Source organism: Brachybacterium massiliense (genome assembly GCF_900184245.1).
GTDB classification, from domain to species: domain Bacteria; phylum Actinomycetota; class Actinomycetes; order Actinomycetales; family Dermabacteraceae; genus Brachybacterium; species Brachybacterium massiliense.
This window is the reverse complement of the sequence record NZ_FXXB01000007.1, coordinates 247,635-264,066: the sequence shown is the minus strand read 5'-3', so window position 1 is coordinate 264,066 and position 16,432 is coordinate 247,635. Positions and strand designations below refer to the sequence as shown.

Genomic DNA, 16,432 nt, shown 5'->3' with positions numbered 1-16,432 from the left:
GCCCTGGGCGGAGCAGTGAGCGCTCGTCTCAGAAGAGCGCGCGCAGCAGCAACACGATCACGGCGCCGATCCCCGCTGCGGCGGGAAGGGTGATGATCCAGGCCAGGAAGATCGGCCGCATCAGCTTCCAGTTCGCGGCGTGGTTGACGACGCCCACGCCGAGCACCGCACCGATGAGGATGTGTGTGGAGGAGACCGGCAGGCCCAGCACCGAGGCGAGCAGCACGACCGTCGCCGCCGCGAGCTCTGCGGCGAAGCCGGAGGAGGGGTGCATCGCGGTCAGGCCGGTGCCGACGGTGTGGATCACTTTGCGGCCCACGAACCACAGGCCGGAGATCAGGGAGACGCCGAAGGCGATCAGCACCGCGGTGGGAACCGCGGCCTCCTGGGACATCGTGCCGGTGCGCAGCACGTCGAGCACGGCTGCGAAGGGGCCCACGGCGTTGGCGATGTCGTTGGCGCCGTGGCTGAAGGCGAAGGCGCAGGCGGTGAACACCTGCATCCAGCTGAACATGATGAAGGTGGCGCGGGAGATCGTCTGCTTCTTCAGCGCACGCGCGAACACGGTGGTGGCCATCCACACGCCCAGGGCGAGCATGGTCAGCATCAGCAGGCCGCCGCCGACGGAGATGTTCAGGCCCACGTTGTCCAGGCCCTTGAACACCAGCATCGCCGCGAGCAGCACCGCGGCGCCGGCGGCCAGCGGAGGCACACGCTTCTCGAGCGCGTGGTAGGCCGCCCGGCGCTCCACCTTCCGCGCCGCCTTGCGCTCCTTCTTGTCCAGCGACCGGGTGCTCTCGACGAACTGCGCGCCAGCGCTGCCGGGGGAGAGGTCCAACGCCGCCGACTCCGCGAAGGCGCTCTGCTGCAGCTCGCCCAGCCGCTCGCTGCTGGACACGTGGCCCCGCTCGTCCCCGTCGCTGTCGTCATCGTCGTCGTCCTCGGCGTCGTCATAGCCGCGAGATCCCAGGGCGATCGCGCGGGCCGCCGGCGCGAGGATGTGTCGTTTGATGGCGCCGAAGAGGAGGTAGGCAGAGATCCCGCCCAAGAGCGGCGAGAGGATCCACGAGACCGCGATCTTCCCGATCTCGCTCCACTGCACCATCTCGAAACCGCCCGTGCCGGTCACGAATCCGGTGGTGACGGCGGCGCCGACGATGCCGCCGATGATCGCGTGCGTGGTGGAGACGGGCCAGCCCATCCGGGTGGCGAGCAGCAGCCAGAAGGCCGCCCCCGCGAGCGCCGCCATCATGATGTAGACGAAGGCCATGGGGTCGATGCTCGTGCCGCCGAGGTCGACGATCCCGCTGCGCACGGTCTCGGTCACCGACCCACCGGCGAGGACCGCGCCGGAGACCTCGAACACCGCGGCGACCACGAGTGCCTGCTTCATCGTCAGCGTGCCCGCCCCCACGCTGGTCCCGAAGGAGTTGGCGACGTCGTTGCCGCCGATGTTGAACGCCATGAACAGGCCGAAGGCGATCGCGATGATCAGCAGGAAGGCGTTGACATCCGTTCCGGTGTGGGTGAACGTCCAGATCGCGAAGGCGACGACCGTCGCCAGCGTTATCAGCCCGGCACCGAGGTGCCAGTTGCGGTCGGGGCCGAGGAATCCTGGGGAGGCAGGTGCGGCGGAGGGGCTCTGAGCGGTGGGGCCTGGCATCGTCGAATTCCCGGGGATGAGGAGGGCAGGGGCAGCGAGGTGCATCGGCAATCCCGCGTCCCGACAAGGACCGCCGCCACTGTAGATCGTCGATGACCGCAGAGCGAACGCGAGATGAATCCGAGGTGTCCTGACCTCTCCCCTTCTCGGTGGACGTGACGTACGGCGCGTTGCTGCGAGCGCTGCGCCGTGATCCGTGCGGTCCTCGCGGTCCTCGCAGGTCACCGCACGGGCGGTGATGTCGCCGCTGTGGCGGGCGAGACAGCGCACGGGACGCCTGCGCGGCTACCATCGATGCATGACGAGCGCGGATCCCTTCGGTTTCATCGGACTGACCTACGACGACGTCCTCCTGCTTCCCGGCGAGACGGACGTGATCCCCTCCGAGGCGGACACCACCAGTCGCCTCACGCGGGAGATCTCGCTGAAGATCCCGTTGGCGAGCGCGGCGATGGACACCGTCACGGAGTCCCGCATGGCGATCGCGATGGCGCGCCACGGCGGCATCGGCATCCTCCACCGCAACCTCTCGATCGAGGACCAGGCCCACCAGGTGGATCTGGTCAAGCGCACCCAGACCGGTCGCATCACCAACCCCGTCACCATCGGCCCCGAGGCGACGCTCGAGGACTTCGACGCGCTGTGCGGCCAGTTCCGGGTCTCGGGGCTGCCGGTGGTCGATGCGGAGCTGCGCCTGCTGGGCATCTGCACCAACCGTGACCTCCGCTTCATCCCGGTCGCCGAGTGGGCGAGCACCAAGGTCGCCGACGTGATGACCACTGAGCTGTTCACCGCACCCGAGGACGTCACCCCCGAGCAGGCCACCGCCATGCTGCGCAAGAACAAGCGCGAGCGCCTCCCGTTGGTCGACGCCGAGGGGCGCCTCACGGGACTCATCACCGTCAAGGACTTCGTGAAGTCCGAGCAGTTCCCCGACGCCTCCAAGGACGGCCAGGGCCGCCTCCTGGTCGGGGCAGGGGTGGGCTTCTTCGGGGATTCCCTGGAGCGGGCGGGCGCGCTGCGCGACGCCGGTGTGGACGTGCTCGTGGTCGATACCGCCAACGGTCACGCCCGCCTCGCCCTCGAGATGATCCGCACCATCAAGCAGGACTCGTACTTCGCCGACGTCCAGGTGATCGGCGGCAACGTCGCCACCCGTGAGGGTGCGCAGGCGCTGGTGGACGCGGGCGCCGATGCGGTGAAGGTCGGCGTGGGCCCGGGCTCCATCTGCACCACCCGCGTGGTCGCCGGCGTCGGCGTCCCCCAGGTCACCGCGATCCACGAGGCCTCCAAGGCCTGCGGCTCCGCCGGCGTCCCCCTGATCGGCGACGGCGGCCTGCAGTACTCGGGCGACATCGCCAAGGCGTTGGTCGCCGGTGCGGACACGGTCATGGTCGGGTCCCTGCTGGCCGGCACCGAGGAGTCCCCGGGCGAGGTGGTGCTGGTGGGCGGCAAGCAGTACAAGGCCTACCGCGGCATGGGCTCCCTCGGCGCGATGTCCTCGCGCGGCAAGAAGTCCTTCTCCAAGGACCGCTACTTCCAGGCGGACGTGCCCAGCGACGACAAGATCGTGCCCGAGGGCATCGAGGGCCGTGTCTCCTACAAGGGGCAGCTCGGCTCGGTCGTGCACCAGCTCACCGGCGGTCTGCACCAGTCGATGTTCTACGTGGGCGCGAACACCGTCACCGAGCTCAAGGAGAAGGGCCGGTTCGTGCGCATCACCGCGGCAGGGCTCAAGGAGTCCCACCCGCACGACATGGCCGCGATCATGGAGGCCCCCAACTACAGCTCGCACTGAGCGGGAGCTCTGGGTCGACCCGGCATGCGGGGGCGGGGATGTCCCCCGCCCGGGTCGGAGGATGACACGGTGGGGAAGGGCCCAGGCGGGCTCCTAGTCTCGAGGACATGACCTCCACGAGCATCCCCGCCCCGTCCCCCACCTCCTCGAGGACCGCGCCGTACAGCCCGGAGGAGCGGCCCCGTCGCCATCGCGCCGTGCCCTGGGCGCTCGGACTGGCCCTGCTCGCCCTGATCGGCTCCCTCGTCGCGATGACCGGGGTGGGCCTGACGATCTCCCCGATGGAGGCCGAGCACGGACGGCTCCTCGCCGACACCCCTGCCTGGTACCAGTGGGCCGTGCTCGGCGCCTTCGGCTCCCTGCTGCTGTGGACTGTGTCCGGGATCGTCTCGATCGTGCTGGCCGTGATCGGACTCGGCGCCGGGCAGGGGAAGGTGCAGGCGATCATCGCGATCGTCCTCGCCGTCACCGCGCCCGTCCTCGCCCTGGGGGCTCTGATCGGAGCGCTCCTCGCGGGCACCGCGCTGATCTGACCCGGCATGCGCCAGGGCGCCCCGCGGCCATCGAGGTCGCGGGGCGCCCCTCAGCTCGCGGGCGCCCTCACTCCTGCGCGCTGGTCGCGTCGGCCGAGGGGTCCGTGCCGTGCTCGTAGCCGATCAGCCACCGCACCCCGTAGCGGTCGCGGACCTGCCCGTCGGAGGCGCCCCACGGGCGTCGCTGCAGCTCCGAGACCACCTCGCCGCCCTCGGCGAGGCCCGCGAACCAGGTGCGCAGGGTGGTCGGCTCCGCGACCCCGAGCAGCGCGACCATCAGCCCGCTCGCGGAGAACGGCTCGTCCTGCGCGCCCGTGTCCGAGACGTACAGGTCCACGGCGCCGCGGAGCTCCCCGTGGGCGATCGCGTCGGCGGGCCCGTCGGTGCGCTCGAATTCGGCGAAGCTGTGCTGCTGGACCGTGCCGCCGAAGACGGTGCGGTAGAACTCGAGCGCCTCGGCGGCGGTGCCGGGCAGGTGCAGGTACAGGGACGGTGCGGGCATGGGCCCTCCTCGGTGCGGTGCGGCGGTGGTGGGTGCCGCGATCATTCCTCCCCGGAGTCGGTGTGTCCACATCGGAGGGTACGGGCGCCTCGGAGTGTGGGCGTGCGCGCCTAAGCTGGGGCCATGAGCTCGAGCACCGCCCCCTGGATCGACGCGCCCCTGCTGGGTTTCGACACCGAGACCACCGGCACGGATGTCGCGTCGGATCGGATCGTCACCGTCGCGCTTGTGCACTCGGTGGGCCCGGGCCGGGCGAACGAGACGGTCGCGACCTGGCTGATCGACCCGGAGATGGACATCCCCGAACCCGCCCAGCGCGTCCACGGGATCAGCACCGAGCATGCGCGAGCCCACGGCATGAACGCCGCCGCGGCGCTCGACGAGGTCGCCGCCCTGATCGTCGAGGCGCTCGCGAAGGACGTCCCGCTGGTGGCCTTCAACATCGGCTTCGACCTCGCGATCCTGCAGAACGAGCTGAGCCGTCTGGGGCTGCCCACCCTCACCGAGCGCCTGGGCCACGACATCGCCCCCGTGATCGACGGCCTGGTGATCGACCGCGGGGTGGACCGATACCGCAAGGGCAAGCGCACGCTCACCGACGTGCTCGCCCACTACGGCCTCGAGCAGGACGGCCGCCTCCACACCGCCGACGTCGACGTCTCCGCGACCCTCGATGTGGTGCGCGCGATCGCCGCGAAGTACCCGCAGGTCGCGGGCTCGACCCTCGCGGATCTGCACCGCGAGCAGATGGGCTGGCACCTCCGCTGGGCCGAGGGCATGAACGAGTGGCTGACCAAGAAGGGCAAGACCCCCGACGTGAACACCGCCTGGCCCCTCTGAGGAGGGCCCGGAGCTCTCAGGAACCGGCTCAGAACGCCTCCGGCGCACCCTCCCAGCACGCGGAGGTGCGCAGCCACGCGAGCCGGCCCAGCAGTGCCAGGACCCCGCCAACCAGCAGCAGCGGCCAGCCCGGTTCGAGACCGGAGGGGATCCCGTCCAGCAGCGACCACAGCCCCAGCAGGCCCATCAGTGCGATCGAGCCGCTCACCCCGAGCGCCCACACCCCGTGCACGGTGTGAGCATCGGTGAGCTGCCAGGCCACCTCAGCCAGCTCCTGCCCGGCCTGACGGCGCCGCCGGCGCGTCGAGGCGAAGACCAGCAGCTGCAGCAGCCGGGTGACGGAGAAGCCGCCGAGCGCCAGCGCGCAGGAGAGCACCGCGCGGTGCAGCGGCAGCGGCTCTCCCTCGGGCAGATCCATCGTCACCAGCGAGAAAACCTCGAACCCGGCCAGCAGCACCCCGGCGGCCGAGACCAGCGCCGGCAGCAGCAGCGAGGGGCCGCGCTCCCGCGCGGGGGCGTCTCCGTCCCGCGCAGCGCGCTCCACCGGCATCCCCCGGGCATCCAGCCGTGGCGCGGGGCCGGTCTCGCCCGGCACGGACGATCCGCTGCGCTCGGGGCCCACGTCGGGACGGTGCTCGGAGATCATCGCCCCACGGTAGTCCGCGACCCGCCCGCACACGGGCGAAGACCCGGGGCGCTCCCGGCCGACGGTAGACTCGCGGACGTGATGAGCGAGATCGAGATCGGCCGGAACAAGCGCGGGCGCCGCAGCTACAGCTTCGACGACGTGGCGGTGGTCCCCTCCCGGCGCACCCGCGACCCGGAGGACGTCTCCACCGCCTGGCAGGTGGACGCCTACCACTTCGACATCCCGATCTTCGCGGCCCCGATGGACTCCCTGATGTCCCCGGAGACCGCGATCGAGCTGGGCCGCCTCGGCGGGCTCGGCGTGCTCGACCTCGAGGGCCTGTGGACCCGGTACGAGGACCCCGCGACGCAGTTCGACCGCCTCGCCTCCGTCACGGACGCCGACGTCGTCTCCGTCATGCGCGAGCTCTACTCCGAGCCGGTCAAGCCCGAGCTGATCCGCGACCGCCTCCAGCAGCTGCGCGATGCGGGCGTGACCGCCGCCGGCGCCCTCTCCCCGCAGCGCACCCAGGAGCACTGGAAGACAGTGGTAGATGCGGGCGTGGACCTGTTCTTCATCCGCGGCACCACCGTCTCCGCCGAGCACGTCTCCTCCGACCGCGAGCCGCTGAACCTCAAGCGCTTCATCTACGAGCTCGACGTCCCGGTGATCGTGGGCGGCTGCGCGACCTACACCGCGGCCCTGCACCTCATGCGCACCGGCGCGGCCGGTGTACTCGTCGGCTTCGGCGGCGGCGCCTCGCAGACCACCCAGGAGACCCTCGGGATCTCCGTGCCGCTCGCGAGCGCGGTGGCGGACGTCGCCGCGGCGCGCCGCGACTACATGGACGAGTCCGGCGGCCGGTACGTGCACGTCATCGCCGACGGCGGCCTGGGCCGCTCGGGTGATCTGGTCAAGGCGATCGCCTGCGGCGCCGACGGCCTGATGGTCGGTGCGGCGCTCGCCCGCGCCGAGGAGGCGCCGGGGCGCGGCCACCACTGGGGCAGCGAGGCGCACCACCCCACCCTCACCCGTGGCCACCGCGTGCCGGTGGGCACGGTCGCACCGCTCGAGCAGATCCTGTTCGGCCCCTCAATGGCGGCCGACGGCACCACCAACCTGGTGGGCGCCCTGCGCCACGCGATGGCGACCACCGGCTACCTCGACCTCAAGGAATTCCAGCGGGTCGAGGTCGTGACCACCGCCTGATCCACCGGCCGACTGGGGGCACGATGACCGTCGAGACCAGGCCGGGGGAGAGCACCAGCCAGGTACGTGCTCTCCCGCCCGCGCTGATCGCCCTGGGCGGGGCGCTGGTGGCCGGGCTGTGCCTGTTGCTGCTCCTCGGCCCGTTCTACCCGGAGCACGCCCGTCCCGCCGATCACCTGCAGCGCTGGCTGCTGTTGCTGCTCGGCGGTCGCGGCCCGTTCACCTTGCAGCGGCTGCTCAGCTTCCAGTTCCCGCTGCTGCTGATCCTGCTGTTCGGCACGGTGCTGGTGCTGGCGCCCTGGCGCCGAGCGGTCCACCTCCGGCGAGAGCGGTTCGGGACGGACCAGGCGACGAAGAAGCCGTCTGCGCGCGAGCAGCGGACCCCGGCCCGCGGCGCCCGTCGCGGCACCTCCGCCGCCACTGCCGGCGGCGGTGTGCCCGCCGAGCGGCGCAGCGTCGCCGAGCTGGGGGAGATGGCCCGCACCGCCGGCATCCGGTGGCGTCCCGAGTACGCGACCGAGGGCGGGGCCCGAGGACTGCTCGAGATCCTGCGAGCGCTCGAGAACGGGACGGCACCGGCGGAGAACGCGGGGCCGGAACCGTCGCTGGGGCCCGAGTCTGGTGCTGGTGCTGGTGCTGGTGCTGGTGCTGGTGCTGGTGCTGGTGCTGGTGCTGGTGCTGGGCCCGCTCCTGCGCCGATGGCAGCCGGGGAAGCGGTCGACTCCGACACGGAGGAGCCCGCCGCTCCCGCCTGGTCCCCGAGCTACAGCAGCTCGGTGTACACCCCGACCGTCCTGTACGGCACCGAGCGCGAAGAGGCCGCACCCGCCGACCCCGAGGGCTCCGACGTCGACGAGACCCCTGAGGACGGGAGGGCGCAGCGATGACGACGACCTCTCAGAACCGGCGCCCGGACCGGGGCCGCGGCGCTCGACGGGTGGGACGCTGGTCCCTGCTGTGGCTGCTCCTGGCCGTGGTCATCTCCCTGGTGGTCTACCTGCCGTTCGCGCACTGGGTGCTCGAGTGGCGCATGATGGAGTACCTGGTGGCATGGCTGCTGCGCCCCTCGACCGGGTTCCTCTCCATGACGCTGGCGCTGTGGTGGCTGTTCTCGGTGCCCGGCACGCTGCACCTTCTGGCGGGCGGCGGGCGGTCCGCCGCCCAGGCCGCAGCGCCCGCCGACGGCGGCGACGAGGAATCCGCGGAGCCGACGACGGAGACGGACGACAGGATCGCGATCCCCGCCGTGCCGCTCCAGGAGCTCGGTGCGGGGCACCGCTTCCAGATGGCCCAGGCGCTCGGCATCCCCTGGCGCGACGAGCTGATCCACGACCACCGGTCATGGACCCGCGCCTGCTCCGAGGCCGCCCATGCTCGGGCTGCGGAGGGAATGCGCTGAGAACTGCCGCTCGGCGGGTCCCGGCTCCTGGCACAATGTCGTCTCAGCAGGGGGGCTGGGGGAGAGGGGTCATCATGGAGTTCTTGTTCTTTCTCGTGCTGGTCGCGATCTGGGTGGTGCGCTACCTGATCAACCGGGAGCAGAAGGACGACACCGGCTGGCGGCCTCCGACCCCGCGCAGGCGCATCGGCGCGGGGGAGCCGCCGGGACGATCCCGCACGCAGACCGCGCCCGCGCACAGCCTCACGGAGGCGCTCGCGCGCGCCGAGGCCCGGCGCGAGCATGACCAGCGCGATGAGGTGGAGCTGCGGTACGAGGCGGTCGACGACCGTGAGGACAGACAGCCCGGGGAACCGATCGTCGAGCACCTCGCCGACTGGGAGCCAGTCACCGAGGAGTCCGTCGCCGAGGAGCCGGTGACCGAGCACCGCGCCGACGGGGAGTCAGCCACCGAGGATTCCGTCGCTGAGGAGCCTGTCGCTGCGGAGCCGGCCCCGGAGGAGTCCGTGGCCGAGCCCGCTGCCACGGCGACGAGCTCCGCGGCTGGCTATGCGTCCCCCGGAGCGGCGTACTCCTCCTCGGTGTACACCCCGACCTCGGTGTACTCCACGGGGTACACCTCGACGTCCGTATACGAGAGCGGGACCTCGATCCTCAGCCCGGACTCAGGCGGCGAGGAGACGCAGGACGAGGAAGGGGATGACGACTCGTCGCGATGAGTCGTGCGTGCTGCAGGCCTCGGGAGCGCTCCGCTCAGGAGCGCATCAGGGCCACTGCACCCCAGATGGTCATCACCAGCGCCAGCAGGCCGAGCCCCACCGGCAGCACCACTCCGACACCGGCGCCGATCAGCGTCCCGGTCATCCCGAGCTCAGCGACCACGACCTCCTGCACCCCCTCGCACACGACGGTGACCTCCTGATCACCGGAGGGGAAGACGTCGTAGAGGTCGTGATACTCCTCGGTGCCGATGGTCGCGATCGTGACCTCGGGGTCCGCGGGCTCGACGGAGAGGTCCTGCCCGGTGATCTCGCAGGTCGCGGTGGCGAGATCCGCTTCGGGGACGGCGATGGTGTAGAGGCTCCAGCCGGAGGCCTCGAAGGAGTCGCCCTCGGGCACGAGGTGCGCGACCCCGATACCTCCGGCGGCGGTGAACACCGCGCCGATGAACCCTGCGACGATCGGCATCACCACCAGGCCGATCGCGTTGGCCACCAGACCGAGGATCCCGAAGATCAGTCGCTTCTTCCCTCGCCGACGAGGAGCTGCATAGGCGTGGGCATACGGCTGATGATGGACCAACGAGAACCCCTCGGACAGTGCGGGACGAGCTGCTCAAGGATACGGCCCGAGGAGGCCCCGCGAGCGGTCAGCCGGCCAGCTGGCGTGCCACCTCGGAGGCCTGCCGTGCGATCGACAGCTCCTCGTCGGTCGGGACGATCATGACGGTGACCTCGGACTCCGGGGTCGAGATCACCCGCATCTCCTTGCTGCGTGCGGCGTTCGCCTCGAGATCGAGCTCGATGCCGAAGCGCTCGAGACCCGTCAGCAGCTTCTCGCGCACCATCGGCACGTTCTCGCCGATCCCTGCGGTGAAGGCGATGACATCCAGGCTGCCCAGCACGAAGGAGTAGGAGCCGAGGTACTTGCGCAGGCGGTGCACGTACACGTCCATCGCGAGGGTCGCGGCCTCGTCGCCCGCTTCGACCGCTGCGGTGATGTCACGGAAGTCGTTCATCCCGCACATGCCCATCATCCCCGAGCGCTTGTTGAGGATGTCGTCGATCTCCTCCGGCCCGAAGCCGGCCTGCCGGTGCAGGTGGATGTAGATCGTGGGGTCGATGTCGCCGGTGCGGGTGCCCATCACCAGGCCCTCGAGCGGGGTCAGGCCCATCGAGGTCTCCACCGCCTCGCCGCCGCGCACCGCCGAGGCGGAGGCGCCGTTGCCCAGATGCATCACCACCTGTCGCAGATCGGAGACGTCCCGGCCCTGCGAGGCGAGGTGCGAGGACACTGCTTGGGAGACGAACTGGTGGCTGGTGCCGTGCGCGCCGTAGCGGCGCACCCGGTACTGCTTCGCGATCTCGCGGTTCAGCGCATAGTTCGCCGCCGCCTCCGGCAGCGCGGTGAAGAAGGCGGTGTCGAAGACCGCCACGTGCGGGACGTCCGGCAGCAGCGCCTGGGCGCCGTCGATCCCGTCGACCGCCGCGTAGTTGTGCAGCGGGGCGAGCTTGCCCAGGTCGTGGATGTCCCAGCGCACCTGCTCGTCGATCAGCACCGGGTTCGAGTACCGCGCACCGCCCTGGACCACGCGGTGGCCGACGGCGCGGATCCGATCATCGCTCAGCGACAGGCCCACCTCGCCGAAGAGCCGCTCGACGATCTTCATCGCCTCCTTGTGGTCCGGCACCGGACCCTCGAAGGAGGACTCGCGCTCTCCCGCCTCGATCGCGGCGTTGCCCTGCCCCTGCCCCACGCGTTCGACGATGCCGGTCGCCTCGACGGTCCCGTCGGCCGGAGCCAGCAGCTGGAACTTCAGGGACGACGAGCCGGAGTTGATGACGAGGACACGCGGGTCCGTGGATGCTGCCATGAGGGCGGGACTCCTGAACGCAGTAGGGGGTGAGGGGTCAGCTGGTGGTGGCCGGGGTGCTGGCCTGCGCCTGGATCGCGGTGATGACGACGGTGTTGATGATGTCGTCCACCAGCGCACCGCGGGAGAGATCGTTGACCGGCCTGTTCAGGCCCTGCAGGACCGGACCGATCGCGATCGCCCCGGCGGAGCGCTGCACCGCCTTGTACGTGTTGTTGCCGGTGTTGAGATCGGGGAAGACGAACACCGTCGCCCGCCCCGCCACGGAGGAGTCCGGCAGCTTGGTCTTGGCGACCGAGGCGTCGACCGCCGCGTCGTACTGGATCGGGCCCTCGACGTCGAGCTGCGGCTCGCCCTCGCGCACCAGCGCGGTGGCCTCGCGCACCTTGTCGACGTCGGCGCCGGAGCCGGAGGTGCCGGTGGAGTAGGAGAGCATCGCGATGCGCGGATCCACGCCGAACTGCTCGGCGGTCGCCGCGGACTGCACCGCGATGTCCGCGAGCTGCTCCGCCGTCGGATCCGGGTTCACCGCGCAGTCGCCGTAGACCAGCACGCGATCCTCGAGCGCCATCAGGAACACCGAGGAGACGATCTTGGCGCCCGGCTTGGTCTTGATGATCTCGAAGGAGGGACGGATGGTGTGCGCCGTGGAGTGGGCCGCACCGGAGACCATCCCGTCGGCCTCACCCATCTGCACCATCATCGTGCCGAAGTAGGAGACGTCCTGGACCTTCTCGCGCGCCTGCTCGAGGGTGACGCCCTTCTTCGCCCGCAGCCGCGCGTACTCCGCGGCGTAGCGCTCGACGTACTCCTCATCGTGCGGCGAGACCACGCGCGCCTCGGAGATGTCATGGCCCAGCTGCGCGGACCTCGCGCGGATGGTGTTCTCGTCACCCAGCAGGATCAGGTCCGCCACGCCGCGGGCGAGGATCGCCTCGGCGGCGGCGATGATCCGCGGCTCGTCGCCCTCGGGCAGCACGATGGTCTTCTTCTCACCGCGCGCACGGGCGAGCAGCTCGAACTCGAACATCATCGGAGTGACGACCTCGCTGCGACTCACCTCGAGGGCGCTCAGCAGCTCGGGCGTGGGCAGATGCTCGGCGACCGCACGCCGTGCGGCATCCATCTTCTGGGGGCTGTCGACGTCGAGGCGGCCGCGTGATTTCGCCACCCGCACCGCGGTGTCGAAGGTGGACAGCTCCGAGGCGATGATCGGCAGGTCCTGCTGCACGCCCGAGATCAACCGGCTCACCTCCTCAGGGACGTCGTACCCGCCGGTCAGCACGATCGAGGACAGCGCCGGGAAGGTGCCCGACTGCTGTGCCATCACCAATCCCGGGAGCAGGTCGTAGCGGTCGCCGGGAGCGATCACCGTGCAGTTCTCGGTGAGGCGGGAGAGCACGTTGGGCAGACTCATCGCCGCGATCACGGTCCCGAGGGCGACCCGGTCGAGCCACTCGGGGTTGCCCTGCAGCAGAGTGCCGCCGACGGCGTCCTTCAGCTCGCCCACGGTGGAGGCCATGATCACGGGGTTCTCCGGGATCGCGGAGACCAGGGCGCTGGGCACCTTCGCCGCCACGGACTCGCGGATCGCCTCGAGGGAGTCCGGATCGGCCCGGTTGACGACCACCGCGATCGGCAGGGCGTGGTGGCCGCCGAACTCGTTGACCGACACCGCCGCGAGCGCGGCGATCTGATCGGGGCTGCGGTCCAGGCCGGACAGCACCACCACCACCGGCGCCCCCATGTTCGCGGCGACCTCGGCGTTGAAGGCGAGCTCCGTGGGATTGGCGAGGTCGTCGTAGTCGGAGCCGAGGACCACCAGCACCGCGTAGCGCTCGGCGAGCTCGCGGTGGCGGGCGAGTATCCGCTCATGCGCGGTATCGGGATCGGACAGGACCAGCTGATGGTCCACGCCGATCGCGTCCTCGTAGGACTGCTCCACGGCGGGATGGCGGGTGAGGAGGTCGACGGCGTAGTCACGGGAGCGGTCGGCCTTGACGACGGGGCGGAACACCCCCACGCGGTCGGATCGGGAGGCGAGGGCTTCGAGAAGACCGAAAGCCACCATCGACTTGCCGGTCATCCCTTCCGGGCTGGCGATATACACACTCTGGGACACGCTCCCCAGCATAGGCGCGGGGACTGCGCAGGGAGAGGGACTGCTGGTACCCGTTCCACGTCCTGGGTCGGGGTAGGGGCGGCGGCTTCCGTCGCCGCTGAGCGACCAGCCGGGCGGCGGGATGTGAGAGGCATCGCTGCCCAGGGACCCTCCCGGGAACGGCTCGTACCATGGCCCCATGCTCCGCGTCGCTCTTCGTCCCCGCTTCCTGGGCCTGCTCGCCCTGATGCTGGTGGCGACCCTGGTCTGCGGGCTCCTGGCCACCTGGCAGTGGGACCGCGCGCACCGGGCGATCACGAGCAAGGCCGCCGGCCCCATGGAGCTCGGCGACATCCGAGATGTGCTCGACGTGGGAGATGCCGTCACCAACGCGATCGCGGGAGACACCGTCACCGCGGCCGGCACCTACGTGCCCGGCGAGCAGGTGGTGGTCCCGGGCCGCAACATCGGCGGCACCGAGGCGGTGCTCATCGTCACCGCGATGATGGTCGAGACCGAGGATGCCACCCAGGTGCGCCTTCCCGTCGCCCGCGGCTGGCTCCCGGCCGAGGAGCTGACCGGCGCCGACGGACAGATCGACCCCTCCCTGGCGCCCGCGCCCCCGCAGGGCGAGGTGGAGATCACCGGACGCCTCGAGGCCAGCGAAGCCGCCTCCGGCGGTGTGAGCGGGGGAGTGGCCAGCGAGGTCGCCACCCCGCTGCTGGTCAACGAATGGGGTTCGCCGATGTACTCCGGCTTCGTCTCGCTCGAGGAGCCGGGCGGAGGCCTGCAGCCGCTGCCCGCCGCGGAGTCCGAGTTCTCGCGCGGCCTGGACTGGCAGAACATCGGCTACTCCCTCCAGTGGGTGCTGTTCGGCGCCTTCTTCCTCTATCTGTGGTGGCGGTCCGTGCGCGCCGCGCACCTCGATGAGATCGCCGATCGTCGCGAAGCGCTCGAGCGGATGCTCGAAGACTCCAAGACCGATGCTTCTTCCTCTACGACTTCCCCCACGACGGTCCCCGCGACCGCCGGCCCTACCCCTGACAAGGACGTGTGACCCGTGCCCGCTCCCCGCCCCCTCGACGAAGTCGCCTGCCGGACCTCCTTCGCCCGTTTCCGCGTGGCGTCCATCGTGGAGGGCATCGCCCTGCTCGTGCTCGTGGTGATCATGGTGATGCGCTACGTCGTCTTCGGCGGCGAGACCTGGTTCTCCTCGGTCTCCCCGTTCTGGGACCAGGTCTCCTCCGTCTGGTCCCCGATCCATGGGCTGATCTACATGATCTACGTGGTGCTCGCCTTCGACCTGTGGATGAAGATGCGCTGGGGCCTGCCCCGGATGCTGCTGCTGATGTTCTTCGGTGTGATCCCGGTGCTGTCCTTCTTCGGCGAGCGCTGGACCGCGCAGAAGGTCGAGAGCGATCTCGAGCGCCGCCCCACCCTCCAGGACCAGGACCGCGCCTGAGCGCGGCGCAGCGCGCGCCGCGGGAGTGACGAGGATTTCGCCGTCGCAGGGCGGACCCGGACGCCTCGAGCACGCGGGCCGACGTAGACTCGATCGGGTGAACGACACCGACCAGCGCCCCGTCCTCGTCGTCGACTTCGGCGCCCAGTACGCACAGCTCATCGCCCGCCGAGTCCGCGAGGCCCGGGTCTACTCCGAGGTCGTCCCGCACTCGATGCCGGCCCAGCAGATCCTCGCCAAGCAGCCCCGCGCGATCATCCTCTCCGGCGGCCCCAGCTCGGTCTACGCCGAAGGCGCCCCGCGCCTGGACCCCGCGCTGCTCGAGGCCGGAGTGCCCGTGCTCGGGCTCTGCTACGGCTTCCAGTCCATGGCCGCCGCGCTCGACGGCACCGTCGCGCCGACGGGTGTGCGCGAGTACGGCGCGACCCGCCTGTCCAGCGTGGACGGCGACTCCCAGCTGCTCGCCGCGCAGGACGTGGACCAGGACGTGTGGATGAGCCACGGTGACTCCGTCACCGAGGCTCCCACCGACTTCGAGGTCATCGCCACCTCGGCCGCGAGCCCCGTCGCCGCCTTCGAGAACCGCGAGAAGCAGCTCTACGGCGTGCAGTGGCACCCCGAGGTGGGCCATTCCGACCGCGGCCAGGAGGTGCTCGAGAACTTCCTCCACCGCGGCGCCGGCATCGAGCCGACCTGGACCACGGGCAATGTGATCGAGGAGCAGGTCGAGCGGATCCGCGCCCAGATCGGTGAGGGGTCCGCCATCTGCGGCCTCTCCGGCGGTGTCGACTCCGCGGTCGCCGCAGCTCTTGTGCAGCGCGCCATCGGTGACCGCCTCACCTGCGTGTACGTCAACCACGGCCTCATGCGCCAGGACGAGTCCGCCCAGATCCAGAAGGCCTTCGGCGAGTCCACGGGCGGGGCCAAGCTCGTCATGGTCGACGCCGAGGAGCAGTTCCTCGCCGCGCTCGCCGGGGTCACCGATCCCGAGACCAAGCGCAAGATCATCGGGCACGAGTTCATCCGCACCTTCGAGAAGGCCCAGGCCGACATCCTGCGCGAGCAGGGAGTGGTCGAGGGCGATCATGCGGAGGCGACCGCGTTTCTCGTCCAGGGCACGCTCTACCCGGACGTGGTCGAGTCCGGCGGCGGCGAGGGCGCGGCCAACATCAAGAGCCACCACAACGTGGGCGGCCTGCCCGAGGACCTCTCCTTCGAGCTGGTCGAGCCGCTGCGCGCCCTGTTCAAGGACGAGGTGCGCGCCGTCGGCTCCGAGCTGGGCCTGCCCGACGAGATCGTCTGGCGCCAGCCCTTCCCGGGCCCGGGCCTGGGCATCCGCATCATCGGCGAGGTCACCAAGGAGCGCCTGGACATCCTGCGCGCCGCCGACGCGATCGCCCGCGCCGAGCTCACCGCGGCAGGCCTGGACCGCACCATCTGGCAGTGCCCCGTGGTGCTGCTGGCGGACGTCCGCTCCGTGGGCGTGCAGGGCGACGGCCGCACCTACGGCCACCCCGTGGTGCTGCGCCCCGTCACCAGCGATGACGCGATGACCGCCGACTGGGCCAAGGTGCCCTACGACGTGCTCTCGAAGATCTCCACCCGCATCACCAACGAGGTCAGCGAGATCAACCGCGTGACCCTCGACATCACCTCCAAGCCCCCGGGCACCATCGAGTGGGAGTGACTTCCCGCTGACCCCGC

Annotated in this window: 16 protein-coding genes; 10 read left to right on the top strand and 6 right to left on the bottom strand. The window is 70.8% G+C overall.

All coding sequences use genetic code 11. The features are described from left to right. Positions 1-28 precede the first annotated feature (28 nt). The gene (locus tag BN4251_RS07890; protein WP_170931883.1) at positions 29-1,663 is read right to left on the bottom strand and encodes an inorganic phosphate transporter; all 1,635 of its coding nucleotides are present in this window, start codon (positions 1,661-1,663) and stop codon (positions 29-31) included. A gap of 298 nt (positions 1,664-1,961) precedes the next feature. Here BN4251_RS07890 and guaB point away from each other — a divergent pair, with 298 nt between their 5' ends. Further along, complete coding sequence (gene guaB / locus BN4251_RS07885; protein ID WP_087484567.1) at positions 1,962-3,461, top strand: IMP dehydrogenase; 1,500 nt, start codon at positions 1,962-1,964, stop codon at positions 3,459-3,461. 107 nt (positions 3,462-3,568) lie between these two features. Beyond that, positions 3,569-3,994 carry a hypothetical protein gene (locus tag BN4251_RS07880; protein WP_087484566.1) on the top strand — a complete coding sequence of 142 codons (426 nt, stop codon included), beginning with the start codon at positions 3,569-3,571 and terminating at the stop codon, positions 3,992-3,994. A gap of 67 nt (positions 3,995-4,061) precedes the next feature. On the opposite strand, the gene BN4251_RS07875 is transcribed toward BN4251_RS07880, so the two are convergent. Beyond that, positions 4,062-4,496: a VOC family protein gene (locus BN4251_RS07875; protein WP_087484565.1), complete on the bottom strand. Its 435-nt coding sequence runs from the start codon at positions 4,494-4,496 to the stop codon at positions 4,062-4,064. Positions 4,497-4,619: 123 nt separating this feature from the next. Between BN4251_RS07875 and BN4251_RS07870 the strand changes: the two genes are divergently transcribed. Beyond that, on the top strand, positions 4,620-5,336 hold the full coding sequence (locus BN4251_RS07870; RefSeq protein WP_087484564.1) for an exonuclease domain-containing protein: 717 nt from the start codon (positions 4,620-4,622) through the stop codon (positions 5,334-5,336). 28 nt (positions 5,337-5,364) lie between these two features. Here BN4251_RS07870 and BN4251_RS07865 read toward each other — a convergent pair whose 3' ends face one another. Beyond that, positions 5,365-5,982 carry a hypothetical protein gene (locus tag BN4251_RS07865; protein WP_170931882.1) on the bottom strand — a complete coding sequence of 206 codons (618 nt, stop codon included), beginning with the start codon at positions 5,980-5,982 and terminating at the stop codon, positions 5,365-5,367. 81 nt (positions 5,983-6,063) lie between these two features. On the opposite strand from BN4251_RS07865, the gene BN4251_RS07860 reads away from it, so the two are divergent. The 4 genes from BN4251_RS07860 (at position 6,064) to BN4251_RS07845 (ending at position 9,291) form a co-directional block, all read left to right on the top strand. Further along, positions 6,064-7,173, top strand: a complete 1,110-nt coding sequence (locus BN4251_RS07860; protein ID WP_087484563.1) for a GuaB3 family IMP dehydrogenase-related protein — start codon at positions 6,064-6,066, stop codon at positions 7,171-7,173. 23 nt (positions 7,174-7,196) lie between these two features. Then, complete coding sequence (locus tag BN4251_RS18260) at positions 7,197-8,060, top strand: hypothetical protein (RefSeq protein WP_087484562.1); 864 nt, start codon at positions 7,197-7,199, stop codon at positions 8,058-8,060. Then, positions 8,057-8,572, top strand: a complete 516-nt coding sequence (locus BN4251_RS07850; protein ID WP_087484561.1) for a hypothetical protein — start codon at positions 8,057-8,059, stop codon at positions 8,570-8,572. Before BN4251_RS18260 ends, BN4251_RS07850 begins: the two co-directional genes overlap by 4 nt. A 74-nt stretch (positions 8,573-8,646) precedes the next feature. Continuing rightward, positions 8,647-9,291, top strand: a complete 645-nt coding sequence (locus BN4251_RS07845; protein ID WP_087484560.1) for a hypothetical protein — start codon at positions 8,647-8,649, stop codon at positions 9,289-9,291. A 34-nt stretch (positions 9,292-9,325) separates the two neighbouring features. Here BN4251_RS07845 and BN4251_RS07840 read toward each other — a convergent pair whose 3' ends face one another. The 3 genes from BN4251_RS07840 to pta form a co-directional block, all read right to left on the bottom strand. Then, positions 9,326-9,874, bottom strand: a complete 549-nt coding sequence (locus tag BN4251_RS07840; protein WP_140398409.1) for a hypothetical protein — start codon at positions 9,872-9,874, stop codon at positions 9,326-9,328. A 67-nt stretch (positions 9,875-9,941) separates the two neighbouring features. Further along, the gene (locus tag BN4251_RS07835) at positions 9,942-11,165 is read right to left on the bottom strand and encodes an acetate kinase (RefSeq protein ID WP_087484558.1); all 1,224 of its coding nucleotides are present in this window, start codon (positions 11,163-11,165) and stop codon (positions 9,942-9,944) included. Positions 11,166-11,202: 37 nt separating this feature from the next. Further along, positions 11,203-13,299, bottom strand: a complete 2,097-nt coding sequence (gene pta, locus BN4251_RS07830; RefSeq protein ID WP_170931881.1) for a phosphate acetyltransferase — start codon at positions 13,297-13,299, stop codon at positions 11,203-11,205. Between the two features lie 166 nt (positions 13,300-13,465). On the opposite strand from pta, the gene BN4251_RS07825 reads away from it, so the two are divergent. The 3 genes from BN4251_RS07825 to guaA all read left to right on the top strand — a co-directional run bounded on the left by BN4251_RS07825 (position 13,466) and on the right by guaA (position 16,415). Further along, positions 13,466-14,323, top strand: coding sequence for an SURF1 family protein (locus tag BN4251_RS07825; protein WP_087484557.1), 858 nt, complete (start codon positions 13,466-13,468; stop codon positions 14,321-14,323). Positions 14,324-14,326: 3 nt separating this feature from the next. Further along, a complete protein-coding gene (locus tag BN4251_RS07820) occupies positions 14,327-14,728 on the top strand; it encodes a DUF3817 domain-containing protein (protein ID WP_087484556.1) in 402 nt (133 codons plus the stop codon). 97 nt (positions 14,729-14,825) lie between these two features. Next, a complete protein-coding gene (gene guaA / locus BN4251_RS07815; RefSeq protein ID WP_087484555.1) occupies positions 14,826-16,415 on the top strand; it encodes a glutamine-hydrolyzing GMP synthase in 1,590 nt (529 codons plus the stop codon). Positions 16,416-16,432 lie beyond the last annotated feature (17 nt).